This window comes from Pengzhenrongella sp., from assembly GCF_036565025.1.
GTDB lineage: Bacteria > Actinomycetota > Actinomycetes > Actinomycetales > Cellulomonadaceae > Pengzhenrongella.
Genome location: NZ_DATCNW010000114.1, coordinates 1 through 19,286 on the forward strand (window position 1 = coordinate 1; position 19,286 = coordinate 19,286).

Annotated in this window: 13 protein-coding genes; 6 read left to right on the forward strand and 7 right to left on the reverse strand. The window is 68.4% G+C overall.

Translation table 11 applies throughout. From position 1 onward, the window contains the following. Positions 1-1,488: glycoside hydrolase family 3 C-terminal domain-containing protein (locus tag VIM26_RS06280; protein ID WP_331949495.1), on the forward strand; the 1,488-nt coding region annotated here is incomplete at its 5' end. A 19-nt stretch (positions 1,489-1,507) separates the two neighbouring features. Here the strand turns inward: VIM26_RS06280 and VIM26_RS06285 are convergent. Then, positions 1,508-2,404 (reverse strand): sensor domain-containing diguanylate cyclase, encoded by an 897-nt coding sequence (locus VIM26_RS06285; protein ID WP_331949496.1) that lies wholly within the window; start codon positions 2,402-2,404, stop codon positions 1,508-1,510. Between the two features lie 458 nt (positions 2,405-2,862). Here VIM26_RS06285 and VIM26_RS06290 point away from each other — a divergent pair, with 458 nt between their 5' ends. Continuing rightward, the gene (locus tag VIM26_RS06290; protein ID WP_331949497.1) at positions 2,863-3,129 is read left to right on the forward strand and encodes a hypothetical protein; all 267 of its coding nucleotides are present in this window, start codon (positions 2,863-2,865) and stop codon (positions 3,127-3,129) included. A 170-nt stretch (positions 3,130-3,299) separates the two neighbouring features. Here VIM26_RS06290 and VIM26_RS06295 read toward each other — a convergent pair whose 3' ends face one another. The 5 genes from VIM26_RS06295 to VIM26_RS06315 form a co-directional block, all read right to left on the reverse strand. Beyond that, a complete protein-coding gene (locus tag VIM26_RS06295; RefSeq protein ID WP_331949498.1) occupies positions 3,300-6,653 on the reverse strand; it encodes a glycoside hydrolase family 2 TIM barrel-domain containing protein in 3,354 nt (1,117 codons plus the stop codon). An 83-nt stretch (positions 6,654-6,736) separates the two neighbouring features. Further along, the gene (locus VIM26_RS06300) at positions 6,737-8,365 is read right to left on the reverse strand and encodes a GH39 family glycosyl hydrolase (protein WP_331949499.1); all 1,629 of its coding nucleotides are present in this window, start codon (positions 8,363-8,365) and stop codon (positions 6,737-6,739) included. 144 nt (positions 8,366-8,509) lie between these two features. Continuing rightward, complete coding sequence (locus VIM26_RS06305) at positions 8,510-9,538, reverse strand: zinc-dependent alcohol dehydrogenase (protein WP_331949500.1); 1,029 nt, start codon at positions 9,536-9,538, stop codon at positions 8,510-8,512. A gap of 49 nt (positions 9,539-9,587) precedes the next feature. Further along, on the reverse strand, positions 9,588-10,604 hold the full coding sequence (locus VIM26_RS06310; protein WP_331949501.1) for a zinc-dependent alcohol dehydrogenase: 1,017 nt from the start codon (positions 10,602-10,604) through the stop codon (positions 9,588-9,590). Continuing rightward, on the reverse strand, positions 10,604-11,464 hold the full coding sequence (locus VIM26_RS06315) for a fumarylacetoacetate hydrolase family protein (protein ID WP_331949502.1): 861 nt from the start codon (positions 11,462-11,464) through the stop codon (positions 10,604-10,606). The genes VIM26_RS06310 and VIM26_RS06315 overlap by 1 nt, the downstream gene beginning before the upstream one ends. Before the next feature lie 212 nt (positions 11,465-11,676). Between VIM26_RS06315 and VIM26_RS06320 the strand changes: the two genes are divergently transcribed. The 3 genes from VIM26_RS06320 (at position 11,677) to VIM26_RS06330 (ending at position 15,244) form a co-directional block, all read left to right on the forward strand. Then, positions 11,677-12,447: an IclR family transcriptional regulator gene (locus tag VIM26_RS06320; protein WP_331949503.1), complete on the forward strand. Its 771-nt coding sequence runs from the start codon at positions 11,677-11,679 to the stop codon at positions 12,445-12,447. 136 nt (positions 12,448-12,583) lie between these two features. After that, positions 12,584-14,296 (forward strand): IlvD/Edd family dehydratase, encoded by a 1,713-nt coding sequence (locus tag VIM26_RS06325; protein ID WP_331949504.1) that lies wholly within the window; start codon positions 12,584-12,586, stop codon positions 14,294-14,296. A 30-nt stretch (positions 14,297-14,326) separates the two neighbouring features. After that, positions 14,327-15,244 carry an SMP-30/gluconolactonase/LRE family protein gene (locus VIM26_RS06330; RefSeq protein ID WP_331949505.1) on the forward strand — a complete coding sequence of 306 codons (918 nt, stop codon included), beginning with the start codon at positions 14,327-14,329 and terminating at the stop codon, positions 15,242-15,244. A gap of 75 nt (positions 15,245-15,319) precedes the next feature. Here the strand turns inward: VIM26_RS06330 and VIM26_RS06335 are convergent, their stop codons facing one another. Then, positions 15,320-17,038 (reverse strand): hypothetical protein, encoded by a 1,719-nt coding sequence (locus VIM26_RS06335; protein ID WP_331949506.1) that lies wholly within the window; start codon positions 17,036-17,038, stop codon positions 15,320-15,322. A gap of 596 nt (positions 17,039-17,634) precedes the next feature. Between VIM26_RS06335 and VIM26_RS06340 the strand changes: the two genes are divergently transcribed. Continuing rightward, entirely contained in the window at positions 17,635-19,242 is a 1,608-nt protein-coding gene (locus VIM26_RS06340; protein ID WP_331949507.1) for a DUF5597 domain-containing protein, read from the forward strand. Positions 19,243-19,286 lie beyond the last annotated feature (44 nt).

Consider the following 19,286-nt stretch of genomic DNA (forward strand, 5'->3'; position numbering starts at 1 on the left):
GGTATGGACGTCGAGCTCCACGTGCCGCAGGGTTTCAGCGGCGACCTGCGGGACTGGTTCGCGGAGGGAAGGGCTGACGTGGCGCTACTCGACCGGGCGGTCCACCAGGTCCTCACCGCCAAGTTTCGGATGGGGCTGTTCGAGCACCCCTTCGCGCCGGGTCCCGACGAGCGGGACAGCTCCTTTCAGTCGCCGTTCGACTCGGCGGTGGCTGTGCAGTCGGCGCGCGAGTCGCTTGTCCTGCTGCGCAACGACGGCACGCTGCCGCTGCGGCCGGAGGTGAAGACGCTCGCGGTGATCGGCTGCCACGCGGCGAGCGCGCGGTTCTTCTTCGGCGGGGACACGCACTACTCCATGGCGGAGGGCAAGCTCGCGGCCAACTCCTCGATGGCCGGACTCGCGACCCGCAGCGACGATCTCAGGACCATCACGGACACCGTCCCCGGCACCACGATCGAGGCGTCCGACGGTCCTGCCTTCGAGGCGCTGCTGCAGCGCCAGCAGCCAGGCATCCGCAGCCTCATGGACGAGCTCCGCGTGCGGATGCCTGACACCGAGGTGAGCTGGACGTACGGCTACCCGTTCGCCGGCGACGACGTCTCCGGACACGACCAGGCCATCGCACTCGCCGCGCGCGCGGACGTCGTGCTCTTGACGCTCGGCGGCAAGCACGGCACGGCATCCATTGCCTCAATGGGGGAGGGAATCGACGCGACGAACATCAATCTGCCGCCCTGTCAGGAGGACCTGATCGTCAAGCTCGCTCGGCTGGGCAAGCCGATCATCGGGGTACACCTGGATGGTCGACCGGTGTCGAGCGACGCCGCCGACACCCATCTGGCGGCTCTCCTGGAGGCGTGGAGCCCGGGCGAGGGAGGCGCCGAGGCCATCGTCGACGTGCTCACCGGTGCCCACGGGCCCAGCGGGCGGTTGCCGGTCACCGTCGCTCGGGACTCCGGCCAGGTCCCGGTGTACTACAACCACCCCTACGGCTCGGCCTGGCACCAGGGCGAGAGCATCGGTTTCCCCGACTATGTCGATGCACCCCACACGCCGCGATACCACTTCGGTCATGGGCTGTCGTACACCAGATTCGAGTACGCGGGACTGGCCCTCTCCAGGCACCGCGTGGAGGCCGGCGACACGATCGACATCACGCTCACTGTGACAAACGAGGGGGAGCGGCCCGGTACGGAAGTCGTCCAGCTGTACGTGAGCGACAGGTTCGCCTCGGTCTCGAGGCCCGTTCTGGAGCTCGCCGGCTTCCGACGGGTGAGCCTCGAGCCGGGGCAGGCGGCCCGGGTCGACTTCCGACTCGACGTCAGCCAGCTGGCGTTCCTCGACGCCGACATGCTCTGGCGAGTCGAAGCCGGCGAGGTGCACGTGCTGGTGGGCGCATCCTCGGACGACCTGCGGTTGACCGAGACGATGTCGATCGGTTCGGATGCTCTGGTCGACGGGAGGACCCGGGGCTTCTACGCCGGGTGACGGCGCAGCGCAGCAGTCGTCAGAAGGGCCGTGGCGTCTCTGCCGCGGTGAGCAGTGCCCGGGCCGGCAGGACCCGCCGGGCGATGGCGTGCACCCGGTCGCGACCGGCGTCGGTCGCTGCGTAGAGCGCGGTGTCGGCCCTGGCTATAAGGGTTCGCGGGGTGTCCTCGTCCTCCGCCTGCGTCAGTCCGATGCTCATGGTCTGGCCGTCGGGGACGACGAGCAGCAGGCGGGACGCCGCGGCCCTCGCCTGCTGCAGGTCGCAGTCGGGCAACGCCCCAGCGAACTCCTCGCCGCCCCAGCGGGCGATCAGGTCGCTGGGGCGCAGCTCCGCGCGGATCGCGGTGACCAGGCCGCGCAGCAGCGCGTCGCCCGCGCCGTGGCCGCGGGTGTCGTTGTAGAGCTTGAAATGGTCCATGTCGATCATCGCCACCGTGAGCGGGTCGCCGGTCCGGTGGGCGCGGGCCAGCTCGCGGTCCATCTGCTCGTCCCAGCTGCGGCGATTGTCGGCGCCGGTCAGGGGGTCGGTGCGGGCCTGCTTGGCAAACAGGGCGACGAGCTCGGCGCGGTCGAGCGCGGCGGCGATCTCGCCGGCGACGAGCTCGATCATGTACAGCGACTGCTCAGGCAACCGCGGGCGCGAGGTGGCGAATCCGACCACCAGGACCGCCAGCCGTCGTCCGTCCCGGGTGACCGGCGCGAACAGCACCCCGGTTGCTCCGGTCTGCTCGACGAGACCCTTCATGGTCCGCTGGTCGGCCGCGGCATCCGGCACGTAGACCAATTCACCCGTGCGCCAGACCTTCATGCTGACCGAGCCTTCGACCGTCGGATCGATGCGGATGGACCCGAGGTCGATCCCGTCGGTCGACGCGGTCGCGACGAGGACGTCGTCGTCGGCCGGCTCGAGCAGCAACCGCGAAGGCTGCGCCGGTGACGACCTGAGCGGCGGAGCAGAGCTCGGGTCGCGAATCGGCTCCCGCCAACGTGGCCCGGGTGATGGCACCCAGGGCGGCGATGTCCGCCGCTCGCTGGCGCGTCTGGCCGACCAGCTCCTGGAGGGCGGACCCCGCGAGCAACGCGGTGGCGGCCCAGAGCCCCGCTCCACCCCAGTCGGCGACCAGGTCCAGCGGCGAACCGCTCAGGATTCTCGGCACGACGAGAATTGCTGCCGTGCCTGCGATCGAGCACAGGAGCTGAGGTCGGCTGCCGTAGATCGCGAGCCAGAAGGCGGGCAGCAGGACCAGCGGGGCACTGCGCAGACTCGCGCCTCCCTCTGCCTGGCGAAGCAGAGCGACCACGACGAAACACGCCAACGGAAGTATCGCCTCGGTCCACGCGGGCCAGCGCCCGCATGGGAGCGTCAGCGCCATCGTGGCCAGCGAAGCCGTGACGACCGCTGCCGCGATGAGCGCATGCGCGTCGAACGACGCCGTTGGCGCGAACAACACGAGAAGCATCGCGATGGAGGTGATGCCGAGGAACGGGGTGATCCGGCCCAGCACTCCCGGTTCGCTCAACGGGCGCATTGCCGTCGCGCTCGTCGAGATCACCGAACCCACTCGCACCGTCGCCGCACTCACTTCCCGCCGCCCGCTGAACTCGTCGAAGCACCTATCGGCGGCGGGCCAGTCCTTCTGAGTATCAGGTGCGAGGCGAAAATCGGGCGCTGCGCCCGCTCACGACGTGATGAACGCCCTGCTAGCAAGCGTCTAGAGGGTCGTGACGAGGCGCGGCGCCGTGGTGGACGAGCCGTGCTCGAGCCGAGCAGCGTCGGGTTGTGTGGCGACCGCCGCAACGCGTCCGATGCGTCACTGCGCAGTGCCGACGAACTCCGAGGCGCGACGCATGGGGTCGTCTCCCGACCTCAGCGGCATGATTCGATAGACGTGGGTGTACGGGCCCTTGGCGGGGGTGTTGCTGTATTTCTCTGGTCGGGAGATGACGTCCCAGTTGCCACCCTGGACGCCTTCCTGTGACGCATCGACGCGGACAACTACCTGGTGGGATTTGGGGACCTGGTACCAGTGCCGCTTGTCCGCGATCTCGGCGGGCGTGTTGAGCTGAGCGTTGAAGAACATGTTGCTTTCGGCGGCGAACAGGACGCCCCTGCCGGCGTCGTCGGTGAGGGCGGCCCATCGGGTGTCGGCCTTGTTCGCCGAGTCCTGCGGCATCGTGAAAGGGGTGACCTGGTCGGCGACCGTACCGGAGTACCGGCCGAAGAATCCGGCCGACTTGCGGTCGGCTGTGGTCTCCAGCGGACCGCGCCCGTACCAGCTGATGTTGCCCAACTGGGGGTCGAGGCCGAGGGTGGTTCCGATCACCTGCGGGTTGGGTGTTCCGGTCACAGGGGAGAAGGAGGTAGCGACCTTCACCTCACCGTTGCCATGGACTGTGTAGGTGACGGTCTGCGGAGAGGTGGTGATCTGGTTGCTCGGCTTGAAGGGGATCTTCGTGGTCACAGTCCCTCGGACGGCCACGACCACGGTGGACGGCGACGGGGTGCTGACGTCGACCGCGCTGATCGCCCAGTCCTCGCCGACACCGCGCCAGGGCAGCGACGGCTCGCGGATGAAGCGCCGCATGGAGATGGACCCGAGCTCCTGGTCGTTGGGTGCGCGCCAGTAGTTGGGCATGAGGCCGCTGGTGAGTGTCTCCTTGCCGTCGTAGGCCAGGGAACTGAGGCGCCCGGTTGCCTTGTCGATCCGGGCGGAGAAGCCCTTCCCAGCGATGTCGACCGTCGTGGGCTGGTCGGCGAGCTCGATGGGCGGAAGCGTCGTTGGGCTCACCCCCAGCGCGGCAGGGGTGTGGACAGGCAGGTCGAACTGCGCCCGTGCGACCACGTGGCCGGCCGGTGCCCAGGATGTCTTGTTGTCGAGCTCGAGGACGACGTTGAGGCGGTACTCGGCGCCCGCGGTGACCCGGCGCGGGAGCCGGTAGTTGATATCGACGTCGGCGGTCTGCTGCGGTCCGACCTTGAGATTCTTGCCCGTCTCCCTGCCGCGGTCGACGACCTTGCCGTTTTCGCTGGCGGTCCACCGAAGGGTGTAGGGCTGCAGGTCGGTGAACAGCTGTTCGTTCGTCAGTCGGAGGGTGCCGGCGGCGAGATCGACCGGGGCGATCTGGATGGGCTGGTAGGCCAGCTTGGTTTCGGCGAGCTTTGCGGTCGGGGTCTTGTCCGAAAGGACGATGCCGCTGGTGTGGGCGTTCTCCTCGTTCGGGTTGTCGTTCCAGTCGCCGCCCCAGGCAAGATATTCTTCCCCGGGCTTGCCGGGCACGGGCCAGAAGAGGCCCTTGTCTGCCCAGTCCCAGATGAAGCCACCCTGCAGATCCTGGGGGTGGCGCCGGATGATGGCCCAGTACTCCTCAAGGTAGCCCGAAGTGTTGCCCTCGCTGTACGCGTACTCCGTCATCAGGTAGGGCCGGGGGTCGCGGTTGACGCGATCCTCGAGACCGACGGACGGCGGGTTGGCCACGACCCCCAGCGACGGGTAGAAGTCGCCGTCGAAGTCTGAGATCGCAGCCGGGACGACGTTGCCAACGGAGCCTGTTCGATCCTGGTAGTGCACGGGACGGGTCGGGTCGTTTGCCTTGGTCCAGGCATACATCGCCTCGAGGTTAGCGCCGACGCCGGCCTCATTGCCCAGCGACCAGGCGACGATCGACGCGTGGTTCTTGTCCCGCTCGACCATGTTCTGCATCCGCCAGATCACGTTCGCGGTCAGCTCGGGGCGATTGCCGGGCAGGTTCGGCAGGCCGGCGGCATCGACCCGGTTGATGTGGGTCTCGAGGTCGGCCTCATCGAAGACGTACATGCCGTACTCGTCCGCCAGGTCGTACCAGCGCGGGTCGTTGGGGTAGTGCGAGGTTCGCACGGCGTTGATGTTGTTCTGCTTCATCAGACGCAGGTCATCGACCATCTCCTCGGTGGTCAGGGTCCGGCCGGTGCGGGCGTTCCACTCGTGCCGGTTGACCCCTCGCACGCTGACGGTCTTGCCGTTGATCTTGTAGACGCCGTCGATGATCTCGGCCTCACGGAACCCGACCCGCGTGGACAGGGTCTCGGTGACCGTGCCTCGGGAGTTGGTGAGCTCCAGGATGAGGGTGTACAGGTTCGGGGTCTCGGCGGACCACAGCCGCGGCTTGCTCACTGCGGCCGAGCCACTCACGACCGCGTCGGTTCCCTTCGCTCCGACCTTGGTGGAGAGGGTCAGCGGCTTCTTCCAGAGTTCCTTGGCGCCCCTGTCGACGCCGTCGAACAGGCGTGCGCGTACGCCGTAGGCCTGGCCGGTTCGGGTGCCGGCGTAGTCGCGCAGTGCCGCCTCGAGCTGAAGTTCGCCCTTGGTAAAGGTCGCGTCAAGCGGCGTACGGACGGTGAAGTCGCGTAGATGCACCGTAGGTGTGGACATCAGGTACACGCTGCGGAAGATGCCCGACAGACGCACGTTGTCCTGGTCCTCCAGGTAGGACCCGTCGCTGAACTTGTAGACCTCGACGGCGACGTCGTTGCTTCCGGCGTGCAGGTAGGGCGTGATGTCGAACTCCGAGGCGGTGTAGCTGTCCTCGCGGTAGCCGACTCTCTTCCCGTTGACCCACAGGTAGTACGCGGACTCCACACCGTCGAAGTGGATGAAGGTGCGGCGCCCGTCCCAGTCCTTCGCCAGGTCGAACGTGGTGCGGTACTGACCGACCGGGTTGAGCCTCGTCGGCGCGAACGGGTAGTTGCCGCGGGGGCTGGGTTGCTCGCCCAGCCCGTTGGCGCCGGTCCACGGCAGGATCGAATTGGTGCCGATCGGCTGGTCGTACCCGTGCAACTGCCAGCTCGAAGGCACCGGGATGGTGTCCCAGGCTGAGTCGTCCACGGCGGAGTCGTAGAAGTTGACCTGGCGTTCGGCGGGATTCGACGACCACTGGAATCGCCAGTCGCCATCGAGGTCCTGGCGATAGTCGGAGTCGGTGCGGTCTGCCTTGAGGGCCTGCCGGACGTTCTCGTACGGCATCAAGGTCGCGTGAGCCGGTTCGCTGCCCATCTCGAAGACGTCGGGATTGTTGTTCCACTCCGGGTACGTGGGGTCGGCAACCGCCGCAGGGCCGGCACCGAGACCGGTCAGCAGCACTGCCAATCCCGTCCCGGCTGCAGCCACCATCATGTTCCATTTGCGCAAGAGGATCACCTCATCGTTGAAGTAGTGTGAATCGGCGCCGACCGTGTTAGCGATAACACAGTGGCTTGTCGCCATGTCTGGCGTCAGTTTCCTCGGGAGATGTGCACCGCAGCGACGCCTTCGGCCGGGAGCGTGAGCATGAAGCTGAGGTCGCCGCGGCCGCGGCCTTGCGTAATGTCAAGTCTGCGGTCGTGGAGTTCGCTGGCGTCGCTGATCGCGCGCAACTGGGGACGAGTTGGGTACTCGGGTGAGTTGAGTTCGAGCCACTCGCGGTAGGGGTTCGTATGGTCTTCGTCGATGTACTGGACTCGTGCCTTCGCTCCCGGCGCCACCCCGCTCAGATTGACGGTGAGGGTGGCGGGCTGGGCAGGCGCTTGGTGCGGGCCAGCGAGTGCGTGGTTGTAGAGCAGCACGTCGACCGCACCCTTCGCGTCGGTAACCGCGATTCCGCCAACCGTGCTGGGCGCGCCGGTGAGAGCGAGTGGGACGCGTTTGTCCCCGACACCGTGGAGGATCTGCAGCAATCGGTACAGAGGTTTCTTGATGCCGTGGATCGTCTGAATCCCGAAGCCTCCGTGGAAGGGGTTATCTGCCTGAGTAAGCTCCTCGTAGATGTCACTGAAGGTCCAGATAGCCAGCGCGTCGACGACTCCGACGGTCTCGATGACCGTGCGCAGGAAACTCGCGGCGGCATCAGACTTGTCCAGCTTCGGGTCGTTCGTGGACGAGACGTTGACTTCGGTGATGTAAAGCGGCCGCCCCGCGGGAGTGTCGGCGCGGTTCTGCTTGAAGAAGCTTGCCGTCCCCTCCGGCCCGATGTTCCTGTCGGTCTCGTAGCCGTGCGCCGTGCCGAAATCGACCGGCACGTTGTTGGCGGTCGCCCACTGCATGAACTCGCGGTAGTACTGCGTGCCGGGCATGCGCGGCGGTCCGAACGAAAACTGGCCGGCGGAGGTCGCGGGGCCGCCCACCTGCAACGAGGCATCGACATTTTTGATGGCTTCGGCGGCGGACCGGTACAGGTTGAAGTAGGACTGTTGGTCGCCGTCGTAGAACGTGAAAAGGTTCGGCTCGTTCCAGACCTCGAACGGCCATTTGCGTACCTCGGCGATGCCGTACCGGTCGACCATGTGCTTGGCGAAGGCGCCCACGAGTTTCCCCCAGGCGGCGAAGTCCGCCGGTGGCATCTGGTTGAAGTCGAACAGCAGGCCCCTGAATGGCGGGGCACTGAGCTGCAGCGATTCGGGCATGCTGCTCAGCTCTACGAATGGATGCATGTTGTGGTCCACGAGGGCGTCGTAGATCTGAGTGATGTTGAACCATGAGTAATTGTCTTGCGTGTAGGCCGGGTTGCGCGTCCGGCCGCCGTTGAAGGTGGAGTCGGCCGTACTCATTGAGGTGTTGAAGATCCCGTGAGTCCGAAGCGACTGCATGCCCAGTTCGTCGTGACACGTGAACAGCTGGTCCTGGTAGTCCCGGCGAAGCGCCTGCTTGGCCCAGTCGCCGGCGATAGCGCGCTCCCAGACGTGGGGGAAGTCGGAGCCCGGCTGCAACAGGTCGACGAGGATCTGTGGGCCGACCGCTTGGGCGGCCGAGGCCGAGCTCGAGCCGAGCAGCCCCGAGGTCAGGGCCGCTCCGGCTGCGGCCGCGCCGCCGATGAGCACGCCTCGCCGGGTCAGGGAAGATGGGGGTCGTTCCGCGTTGTCGTTCATATCTGCTCCAGCTTCTTGGATTGGTTGAGGAGAATGACGGCACGACCTCGACACCACTCGCGCCAGCGTCGGTCCTCGCCGCAGAAGTTCCTGGGCCCGTCGCTGACGCGGAACGACCCGGAGCTCAGATACGGACCTGATCCCTCAGGTCGCGGACATCCGCACGAGGACCTTGCCCGGGGTGCCATCGCCCGAGGCCAGCGATGTGAAGGCCTCCGGCGCCTCGCTCAGCGGCACTATTCGGCTGATGAGGGCCGCGGCGATGTCCGGCGCTCCGGCGACGATCTCGACGGCGGCGCGGAAGTCGTCGGAGGAGTACGTGAAGCTGCCGACGATCGAGCGTTCCATGGTGCTGATCGTGAACGCGTCCAGGTCCAGGCGGGGCTGACCCATCCCGACGAGGCAGACGGCGCCGCCCAGCCGGGTGGAGGACAGTGCGTCCGCCACCGTCGCGGAGACCCCGACCGCGTCGAAGGCCACGTCGGCGAGATCTCCCAGCGCCGCTCGCACCTGGTCGCTGACCGGGCCGCTCGTGGGGTCGAGAGGCGTTGCGCCCAGGCGCGCGATCAGATCGCGGCGGGCCGGGTCGACCTCGGTGACCAGGATTCGCGTGACGCCCGCCCGGGCGAGCGTCAGGACGAGAGACTGGCCGATCGGTCCGCCGCCGACGATGAGTGCGGAGGTGGCTGCGGAGGCGTCGACGCGCCGAGCGGCGTGCACCGCCACCGCCACCGGTTCGACGAGCGCGCCGTGCTCGGGCTGCATGCCCGTCGGCAGCGGCACGACGTTGCGCGCGGGCACGACGATGAGCTGCGCGAAGGCAGAGACGACGTCGGGCCTGACCCCGATCACGTACTTGTCGGGGTGATGGTGCTCTCGCCCGGCCCACGCGGCGGCCTCCCGCTCCGGAACGACGACGGGATTCAGCGTGGCAAGGGCGCCGACCTCCAGCCCATGGACGTCGTCGCCCACCGAGACGACCCGGGCGACGGTCTCGTGGCCCATGATCTGCCCCGGGACACGGCGGCCCGTCTTGCCGGTGAAGCCGTGCAGGTCGGAGCCGCAGATGCCGGTTGCGAGAACCGCGAGGAGCACCTCACCTGGACCCGCCGTCGGGTCCGGCCGCTCCTGAACCGTCATCGTATTGAAGTCCTCAAGGACCAGTGCGTGCATGGGTCACTCCTTCGTGAACGGGACGGCGGCCGCCTGCTCGGCGGGGCACTCAGAGCCGGGGGTCGACGTGGATCTTGGGACCTGGACCGGAGCCAGGCGGGCGCTGACCGCGCAGGACGTCGGCGACCTGCTCGAGGCCGACCGTCGCGGAAACGAGCGGCCGGGGATCGACGCGACCGGACGCGAACAGATCGACGGTGCCCTGCAGCCCGCCGGACGCACTCAGCACGCCGACGGCCGTCACGTCCTTGAGGGCAAGCGTCCGCGTGTCGACGAGGCTGGGCTCTCCCGCCAGCCCGATCAGCACGATGCGCCCGCCTGGTGTCACCAGTTTCGCCGCGAGCGCCGGCATCCGAACGTCGTTCGACGCGTCGATGACGGCGTCGAAGTCCACGGTGCGGTCGAGCGTTTCCAGCGTCGAGATCCGGCTGAAGCCCAGTCCAGCGGCGAACTCGCGCGACCGGTCACTGCGCCCCAGGAGGTGTACCTCGGCGCCGTGGGCTTCCGCGATCTGCGCGACGAGGAGCCCGATCGTTCCGGGGCCCAGGACCAGGACCCTGGAGCCGGGGACCAGGCCTGCTCCTCGGACGCTGCGCAGGGCGTTACCGCCCGGCTCGACCAGCGCGCCCAGCACCTCGTCCACCGAGTCCGGCAGCTCGACCAGCGCGGACGCCGGGACGGGGAGCTGCTCCGCGAGTGCCCCGGGCCATCCGTGCCGGACCCCGATCTCGAAGCGGTCGGCGCACAGGTGCTGGCGTCCTTTCCTGCAGAGCGGGCAGTGCCCGCAGCCGAGCATGGTGTCACCGGTGACCCGCTTGCCGAGCCACGACTCGTCCGTGCCTGGCCCGACGGCGCTGACAGTTCCGCACCACTCGTGCCCGATCCGCACGGGGTACACGGTGTCGCCGGTCTCCAGGTATGCCATCGCGCCGGAGAAGATCTCGGCATCCGTGCCGCATACCCCGGCGCGCTCGACGTCGACGACGGCCTGTCCCGGGCCTGCCTCAGGCTCGGGCACCTCCTGGACCTCGCCGTGGTTGGGGCCGGTGATGACGAAGGCGCGCATCAGCGCGGACCGATCACGTTCTGGCGCTGCGAGCCGAGACCGGAGATCCCCAGCTCCATGACGTCCCCGGCCTGGAGCCACACCGGCGGGTTGAATCCCATCCCGACGCCGGGCGGAGTGCCGGTGTTGATGAGGTCGCCCGGCTCGAGCACCATGAACTGGCTCAGGTGATGGACGATCACCCAGGGGTCGAAGATCATCGTCGCGGTCGACCCGGTCTGCCGCCGCGCGCGGTTGACGTCGAGCCACATGTCCAGTGCGAGCACGTCCTCGATCTCGTCGGCCGTGAGGAGCCAGGGACCGGCTGGGTTGAACGTCTCGGCCGACTTGCCCTTGGACCACTGCCCGCCGCGTTCCAGCTGGAACGCGCGCTCGCTCACGTCGTTGACGACGACGAAGCCGGCGACGGCGTCGCGCGCCTGCTCGGGGGAGTCGAGGTAGCTGGTGCGCCGGCCGATGACGATGCCGAGCTCGACCTCCCAGTCCGGCTTCGTCGCCCCGCGGGGGATCCGGACGTCGTCGAACGGCCCGACCAGCGTGTTCGGCGACTTCGTGAACAGGATGGGTTCGGTGGGAACTGCCTGACCGGTCTCGGCGGCGTGGTCGCTGTAGTTCAGGCCGATGCACAGGATCTGGTGCGGACGGGCGATCGGGGCACCGACCCGCTCATCGGCGAACGCCTGTGTCTGCCCGGCCGCTTCCCGCTCGGCGACCACGTCGCGCAGCGCGACGAGACCGTCCGAGCCGAAGAACCGCTCGTCGAAGTCGTCGAAGCAGTCGGAGACGTCGACGTAGCGCTGGGCGTCGAGGCGGACCACCGGCCGCTCGGCGCCGGGGGCGCCGAGTCGCATGAGCTTCATGGAAGTGGACTCCAGTGGGATGGGAGGGACCGTCGACGCCGATGACGTGCGCCTGACAGGGCTGGGTCGAGACAGCGCCGAACTCCACGGACTAGATTCACGTATTCGGAACGGTGTTCCCAAGGATGGCACAACTCGCCTCGGAGCGGAAGGGAATCCCACTCGAAATGCTTTCGTTCCAACAGTCGGAATGTCGCTGATAGCATGCGGTCATGACTGACGAGCTTGCGGCCGGCGACCATCTCGTGGGCTCTGACCGTGTCCTTGCGATCCTCATCGAGCTGGCTCAGCGACCGGATGGCGCCGGCCTCGAGGAGCTGGGCCGCGCCGTCGCGAGCCCCAAGTCGACCGTGCACCGCGCGCTTGCCTCGCTCACGCGTGCCGGCCTGGCGAGGAAGGAGGGCGTGGGGCACTACGTCCTGGGTGACGAGTTCTTGCGGCTGGCCTTCGCCCATCACGAGGCCAGGCCGGAGCACGTGCGCGTCCTGCCCGCGCTCCGAGCGCTGGCGACCAGGTTCGGCGAGACCGCCCACTACGCCGTGCTCGACGGCGCCGAGGTGGTGTACCGCGCCAAGGTGGACCCGCCCACGGGCGCAGTGCGGCTGACCTCCACGATCGGGGGGCGAAATCCGGCGTACTGCACGGGTGTCGGCAAGCTACTGCTCAGCAACGTCCTTCCGGACGACACGGCCGTCCGTCGGTGGCTCGACCTCCACGCTCTGTCACCGCGCACCGAGCACACGATCACCGAGCCGGACGCGTTCGTGGCCGAGCTCGCGCGCATCCGCGAGCGGGGCTACGCCGTCGACGACCAGGAGAACGAGGTGGGCGTCAACTGCGTGGCCGTGCCCGCCGCGAGAGGGCCCGGGCCGTACCCGGCCGGGGCCATCAGTGTCTCGGCCCTCGCCTATCGCACCCCGCTGGCCGACCTCCTGCGTGACGTGCGCATCGTCACGGGGCTGGTGCAGGGCTCGACCGCCTGACGCTCCTGCCACTGATTCTCTGTTGCCCCGAGGTGCCGGGCATGCGACGTCCGCCGGTCTCGACAGCCGGCGGTGACCTGCGTACGCTCGTCGTCGTTCCGCCTTATGATACGGCGTTCAGAAGATTGGAATCCTGATGACCCTCCGCAGCGATGCGTGGTACTCCGGCGATGACCGGAATGCGTACATCCACCGAGCCTGGATGCGGCGGGGAGTGCCGGGATCGGCATTCGATGGCCGCCCGCAGATCGCGATCGCCAACACCGCCTCGGACCTGACGCCCTGCAACATGCACCTGACCGAGGTAGCGGCCTCCGTGCGCAACGGCGTCTACGAGGCGGGCGGCATCCCGCTCGAGCTGCCGGTCGTGTCTCTGGGGGAGACCCAGGTCCGTCCCACGGCGATGCTGTGGCGCAACATGGCGGCGATGGCCACGGAGGAGATGCTCCGGGCCAACCCGATCGACGGCGTCGTCCTTCTCGGGGGGTGTGACAAGACCATTCCCTCGCTGCTCATGGCCGCGGCCTCGGTGGATCTGCCGGCAGTCGTCGTCCCGGGCGGGCCGATGCTCACCGGCACCTTCCGGGGGGTGCCACTCGGGTGCGGCACCGACGTGTGGCGCCTGTCCGAGGAGGTCCGCGCGGGGACGCTGTCCCAGACGGACTTCCTGAAGTCCGAGTCGTCGACGATCCGCAGCAAGGGCCACTGCAACACCATGGGCACGGCCTCGACGATGGGGCTGCTGGCCGAGGCTCTCGGGACGGTCATCCCCGGCGTCGCCGGCACTCCCGCGCCCGACAGTCGCCTGCTCGAGGCAGCGCACGACACCGGTCGGCTCGCGGTAGAGCTCGTCGCCGCCGGGCGGCGGCCGAGCGACCTGCTGACGAAGGGCTCGTTCCACAACGCGATCGTGGCCCTGGCCGCGATCGGCGGGTCCACGAACGCCGTCGTGCACCTGCTGGCGATCGCCGGCAGGCTGGGGATCGACCTGACGCTGGAGGACTTCGACCGCATCGGGTCGCGGGTGCCGCTCCTGGTCGACCTGGCGCCGGCCGGTCGCTTCCTGATGGATGACCTGTTCCGCGCCGGCGGGTTCCTGGCGGTTCTGCGTGAGGTGCGTGACCTGCTCGACCCGACCGCGCTCACCGTGACCGGCAAGCCGCTGGTCGACTACCTCGACGACGCCCCCATCTGGGACGCGGAGGTGATCCGTTCCCGTGCGACGCCGCTGCTGGCCGAGGGGGGCATCGCGGTCCTGCGCGGCAACCTCGCCCCGCAGGGTGCCGTCATCAAGCCGGCGGCCGCTTCGGCGCACCTCATGAAGCACCGCGGACGCGCGGTGGTGTTCGACAGCATCGAGGACTTCCACGCCCGGGTGGACGACCCGGACCTGGACGTCGACGCCGACTCGGTCATGGTGCTGCGCGGGTGCGGCCCCAAGGGCTACCCGGGCATGCCCGAGGTGTCGAACATGCCGCTGCCGAAGAAGCTGCTCGAGGCCGGCGTTCGAGACGTCGTGCGCATCTGCGACGGGCGGATGAGCGGGACCGCGTACGGCACCGTGGTGCTGCACGTTGCCCCGGAGGCCGCGGCCGGCGGCCCGCTCGCGCTGGTGCGCACCGGTGACTGGATCGAGCTCGACGTCCCGGGCCGCCGTCTGACGCTCGACGTGCCGGCCGAGGAGCTCGCGACGCGCGCGCCGAGTGCCGAGGCGGCCGCCGCCTACGCGGCGCCGACGAGGGGCTGGGAGCGGCTGTACGTCGACCACGTCCAGCAGGCCGACACCGGCGCCGACCTCGACTTCCTCGTCGGGTCCAGCGGGGACCGGGTGTCGCGTGAATCGCACTGAAGCCCCTCACCACGAATCGGGCCCGACCCCGTGACCGCACCGGCACACGTCGGCTCCGACGCGCTCACGGTGGTCGCGGGCGTCCGGTGCACGCTCGGCGAGGGCCCGACGTGGGATCTCCAGGGCGGCGTCGTGCGCTGGGTCGACGTCGACCGCGGGCACCTGTGGGAGGCCACCTTCGACGGAGGCGAGCTGGGAGCTCCGCGGCTCGCCGTCGAGTGCGGCGCGACCCTGGGTGCCGCCGTGCACGCCGAGGACGGCGGACTTCTCCTCGCACGCACCCGCCACCTCGAGCACCGGGATGCCGCGGGCACCACGCTCGGGAGCGTCCGACTCGTCGCGGAGGGTGTGGCGAGCCGGCTCAACGACGGCGCGTGCGACCCCGCCGGTCGGTACCTGGTCGGCAGCCTGGCGCAGGACGGGCGCACCGGCGGGGAGAGGCTCTGGCGCCTGGAGCACGACGGCACGGTCATCGTGGTCGACGACGACCTCACCCTCTCCAACGGCCTGGGGTGGAGCCCCGACGGGTCGAGCATGTACCAGGTCGACACCGTGCCGGGGACGCTCTACGTCCGCGACTACGACGTCGGCTCCGGCACGGTCGGGCCACGACGTGCGCTCGTCGAGATCCGCGACGCCTCTCCCGACGGCCTGACGGTGGACGCCGAAGGCAACGTGTGGGTCGCGATCTGGGGCGCGGGCGAGCTGCGCTGCTTCTCGCCGGCGGGGCGACTGCTCCAGGTGGTCCAGACGGGCGCGCCGCTGACCACCAGCTGCGCCTTCGCCGGGCCGGACCTCGACGTGCTTGTCGTGACCACGGCGGGCAAGGCCGAGGACGGCGTTCGCCAGACCGACCGCGGGGGAGCGCTCCTCGCGCTGCGCCCAGGCGTCGTCGGACGCGCAACCACCGCATGGAAGCCGGCACACCTCGGGGCCGATGAGCGGTAGCCGAACTCGTTGACAGAGCCCCCCGCAGTGCTGCGGGGGGCTCTGTCATGGCCGATGGTCCAGGGGTCGGGGTTTTCAGCCTGCGGGCGTGACGACGACCTGGACTCGGTCGAGGTTTTGCGCCAGCGCGAACCGGGCCGTCGGGTCGCCGTCGCGTTCCGAGGACACGCGAAGCGCGACCAGGTATGTGCCCGGCTGATCGAAGGTGGCGGTGGTCTGGAGCGTGACGACGTTCCCGGTCCGGGTGAGCGGTGCGTCCGTGTAGACGCCGTCGCCGTCGACGTCCCATTCCGCCTTGACGATCTCTCCGGCGCCTGGCGGCACCTGCGCCTTGGCCTTGAGCGTGACCGCCTGGCCGACCCGTGTGCTGGCGATCTTCTTGCTCTGTGCGGTGAGGTCGACGGTGGGTTGGATTCCGCGGCGGGCGGCTGCGTTGTCCGGCACGACGATCTGAGCGTCGTTGACCTGGTACCTGGTGGAGGCAGGCGGCGTCACACCGTCCTCGACCCAAGCGGCGACGTCCCGGAGTGCCTGCTCGGCCATCCCATACCAGTTGACGAGGTGTTTGGCCCGCTCTCCGGCGACCGGCGCGTCCTGATGGTCCGCGTGGTCGTTGAAGTAGACCCGGTACGTATCTGCCGCGGCGCTGCCTAGGCTCGCCTCGACGCGCTGGCGGTACCAGTCGGTGTGCAACGGCAGGGCATCGGTGTCGTAGAGGTTGGACACCGCAATAACCTTCCCGTTGACGGAGCCGTCGAAGGGGGTATAGCCCGAGACGGCGGCGGAGAGCGGAGGGGCGCTCACGGGCCGCTGCGGATAGAGCGGTGTGCCGTCAGCTTTGCGGAACTGGTCGAGCCCGATCCACCCCTCGCTGGCGGCCGGGACAAGGTAACGGTAATAGAATCGATTGGCGATGTTCCAGCGGTTCGCAACGGTGTCGCCCGCCCCGGCCAGTTTGGCCCGGACACGCTCGCCCAGCGCGGAGTTCTCCGTGCCGAGGTAGCCCTCCGTGTTCCAGAAGTCGTTGACGTACGTGGGATCGTTTGCGAGCGGGGCGCTTTGATTGAGCCCGCCAGACTGCCACTCGGTACGGCCGAGCAGGTAGTCGGGGTACTCCCAGCCCTTCCAGGGGATACCGAGAGCGTGCACCTCTTTGAGCATGGCCCGCTCGGCCTCGTCGAGGCCCGCGTACGGGTCGCCGCTGCCGCCCGGCAGCAGCGCCGCCCGGATTTGGTCGTCCTTGTCACCGAGGATGAGCTGGGCGGCAGCTCGACCGAGGAAGTTGTAGCTCGTCGGCTGGGGTACTGCCTGAACCAACGGCACAAACCCTTCCCACACCCCGGTGGTGTTCTCGGCGGCTCCGACGGTCTGTAATGAGCCACCACTAGGACCGTAGAGGTACCCGTAAATGGGGCGGTCGCTGGCGTAGTACTCAGCAGCCACCGTCTTCGCGAACTTCGCGGCGGCGGCCGCGTGCCGGTATCCCAGGGCAACGGACTTGTTTCCAGCTTGCACGGCGTACCCGCCGCTGGAGAGCGCGAACCCGATGGCCCGGTCGTCCGCCATGGAGGTGTCCTGCGCGCCAGGGAACACGATGGGGTAGGTGTATTGGAAGAACCGCCCCTTCCACTGCGCCTTGTTCTCCTGCGAGTGGAGGTAGATCGTGAATTGGATATTTGTGTCCTTGAAATGTCCCCGGACGCGGTGATGTGGTGTGGGCGCCGTTTCGTCGGTCTGACTGTCAATGACGGGCGTGGCGTAGGTCGGGTCGAGGCAGTCGGCAGTTACCTGCATGGCGCGTCCGATGGTGGCGCACTCGGCAGGGGCTGCTAGCGACGGCGCCGCTGTGCCGAGTCCGGTCCCGAGCAGCAACGTTGCTGCGAGGGCGCCGATTCCTCCGCGGCGGGCGAGGGTGGAGTGAATGGCCATGGTCCTCCTTCATTGGGGGTTTCCAGCGCAGGGGGCAGGGACTTCAGTGTCTACCGCGGCGCTGCGTAGAACGTTCTCCATGGAACGTTTCATGAAACTAGCATGGCCGTGCCGCGCGGTCAACGGCCTATCGTGAGCTCGGCGCCGCGGCGTCTGGCGACGAGCCGCTATCCCGGCAGGACCTCGCTGGGCCGCTTACCGGCGCGCGGGCCACGACATGCGGTGATGACAGCCCGCAGCGGCCGCGCAGGAACCTGCCGGGGACCGGCCAACCGGACCGCAAGGGGACTTGTGCGTCAGGCCGCCATCCCCTATCTTTCAGACTCAGCGTGCATCGTTCTACGACGGAGGCCGGCGTCCTACTCGCCAGCGGGACATGGGAGGTCTGCGGCTGATCCGCCGGAACTGCTTGGAGTAGCCGAATGGTGCGCGCCAGGAAGAGGTTGATGATGAGGAGACCGATGAGTGAGAGTCCGCACCGCCGATTCGTCGACGGCCGTTTCATGCTTCGCGGACAGCCCTACCTGATCGTGGGCGGCGAGCTTCACAACTCCGGCTCTAGCACCCCGTTCGCCATCACCGAGGCGTTTGAGGCTGCTGCGCGGATCGGCGTCGACACTGTTCTCACCCCGGTGGCCTGGGAATCGGTCGAGCCGGAGGAGGGTGCCTTCGACTTCAGCCTCGTTGACGCGCTGCTCGACGCCGCTCGCACCCGAGGGCTCCACGTCATCCCGCTCTGGTTCGGCACCTGGAAGAACGGGATGTCGACCTATGTGCCGACCTGGGTGAAGACGAACCCCGTTCGCTTTCCTCGCATCGAAATAGCGCCCGGCATTTCCATCGACGCGATCTCCCCGTTCAGCCGAGCGGCACGCGACGCGGACGCACGTGCTTTCGCGGCGTTCATGCGTCATCTGAGCGAGCACGACGACGGCGAGACGGTGCTCATGGTTCAGGTCGAAAACGAGGTCGGCGTGCTCGGTGACTCGAGGGACCGCAGCGTGCTCGCCGAGAAGGCGTGGGCATCTCCGGTTCCTGACAACGTGCAGGACGCGGTGACTCGCGCCGGCTCGGGCCGCCTCAACGAAGCGCTCCGGCGGTCGGCGGAGGCGCCCGAGTCGGGCAAGGACTGGGCGAGCAGTTTCGGTGAAGGGGCCGACGAGGCGTTCATGGCAGCGGCATATGCGTCATACCTCGATGCGGTGGCCCGGGCCGGCCGCGTCGAGTTCGACGTGCCCCTCTACGCCAACGCGTGGGTCGACGCCAACGCTGAGAGCGACGGTGGAGAGGCTGGTTTCGGCCTCGCCGGCGGCGTCCGGCCTGGGGAGTATCCGAGCGGAGGACCGCTCCGGCACACCGCGAGCATCTGGCGGGCGCTCGCACCGTCGCTCGACCTTCTCGCGCCGGATCTCTACTTCGGGAACTTCGACGTCATCGCGAGCGAATATCGGTCGATAGACGGCATTCTCTTCATTCCCGAGATGCAGTGCAATCGCACCGGGGTCGAGCAGATGTTCCTTGCGGTCGGTGAGTTGGGCGCGGCCGGCGTCGCTCCCTTTGCGTTCGACCTGATGAGCGCCGACGAGCCCTACTACCCGGACGTGAGCGACGCCTTCCGGCTGCTTTCCGCTCTGCGAAAGGTACTGCAACAGCATCCGGATGCTGAGCTGCACGGATTCACGCTCACCGATGAAACGCCGACGAGGCGCCTCTTCGAAGGGGAAACGCTCGAAATCTCCGCCAGCCACCTTTCCGAGATCTTCCCCTCGGAAAAGAACGCTGTGGGGTGCATCGCACGGGTGGGCGAGGACTTGTACTACGTCATCGGTCGCGGCTTCGCGGTTCGAGCGCTGGGTCCAGGCGGCGCGCGGGTTGGGTGGCTGTCCGTCGAGGAGTTGGAGCTCCAGGACGGCGAATGGCAGGTGCGACGTCGACTGAACGGCGACGAGGAGGGCGGGGGCGAGTGGATTCGGCTGCCGGCCATCCAGCAAACGCAATCTGAGCTCTTCCCCATTCGGCAGAACACGCGCCTTTCAGGCGTCCTGCGCGTGAGTCCGTACCGTTACTGAAAAGTGGTCGGCATTCATCCCTGCCGCGGGCCGAGATACCCGCG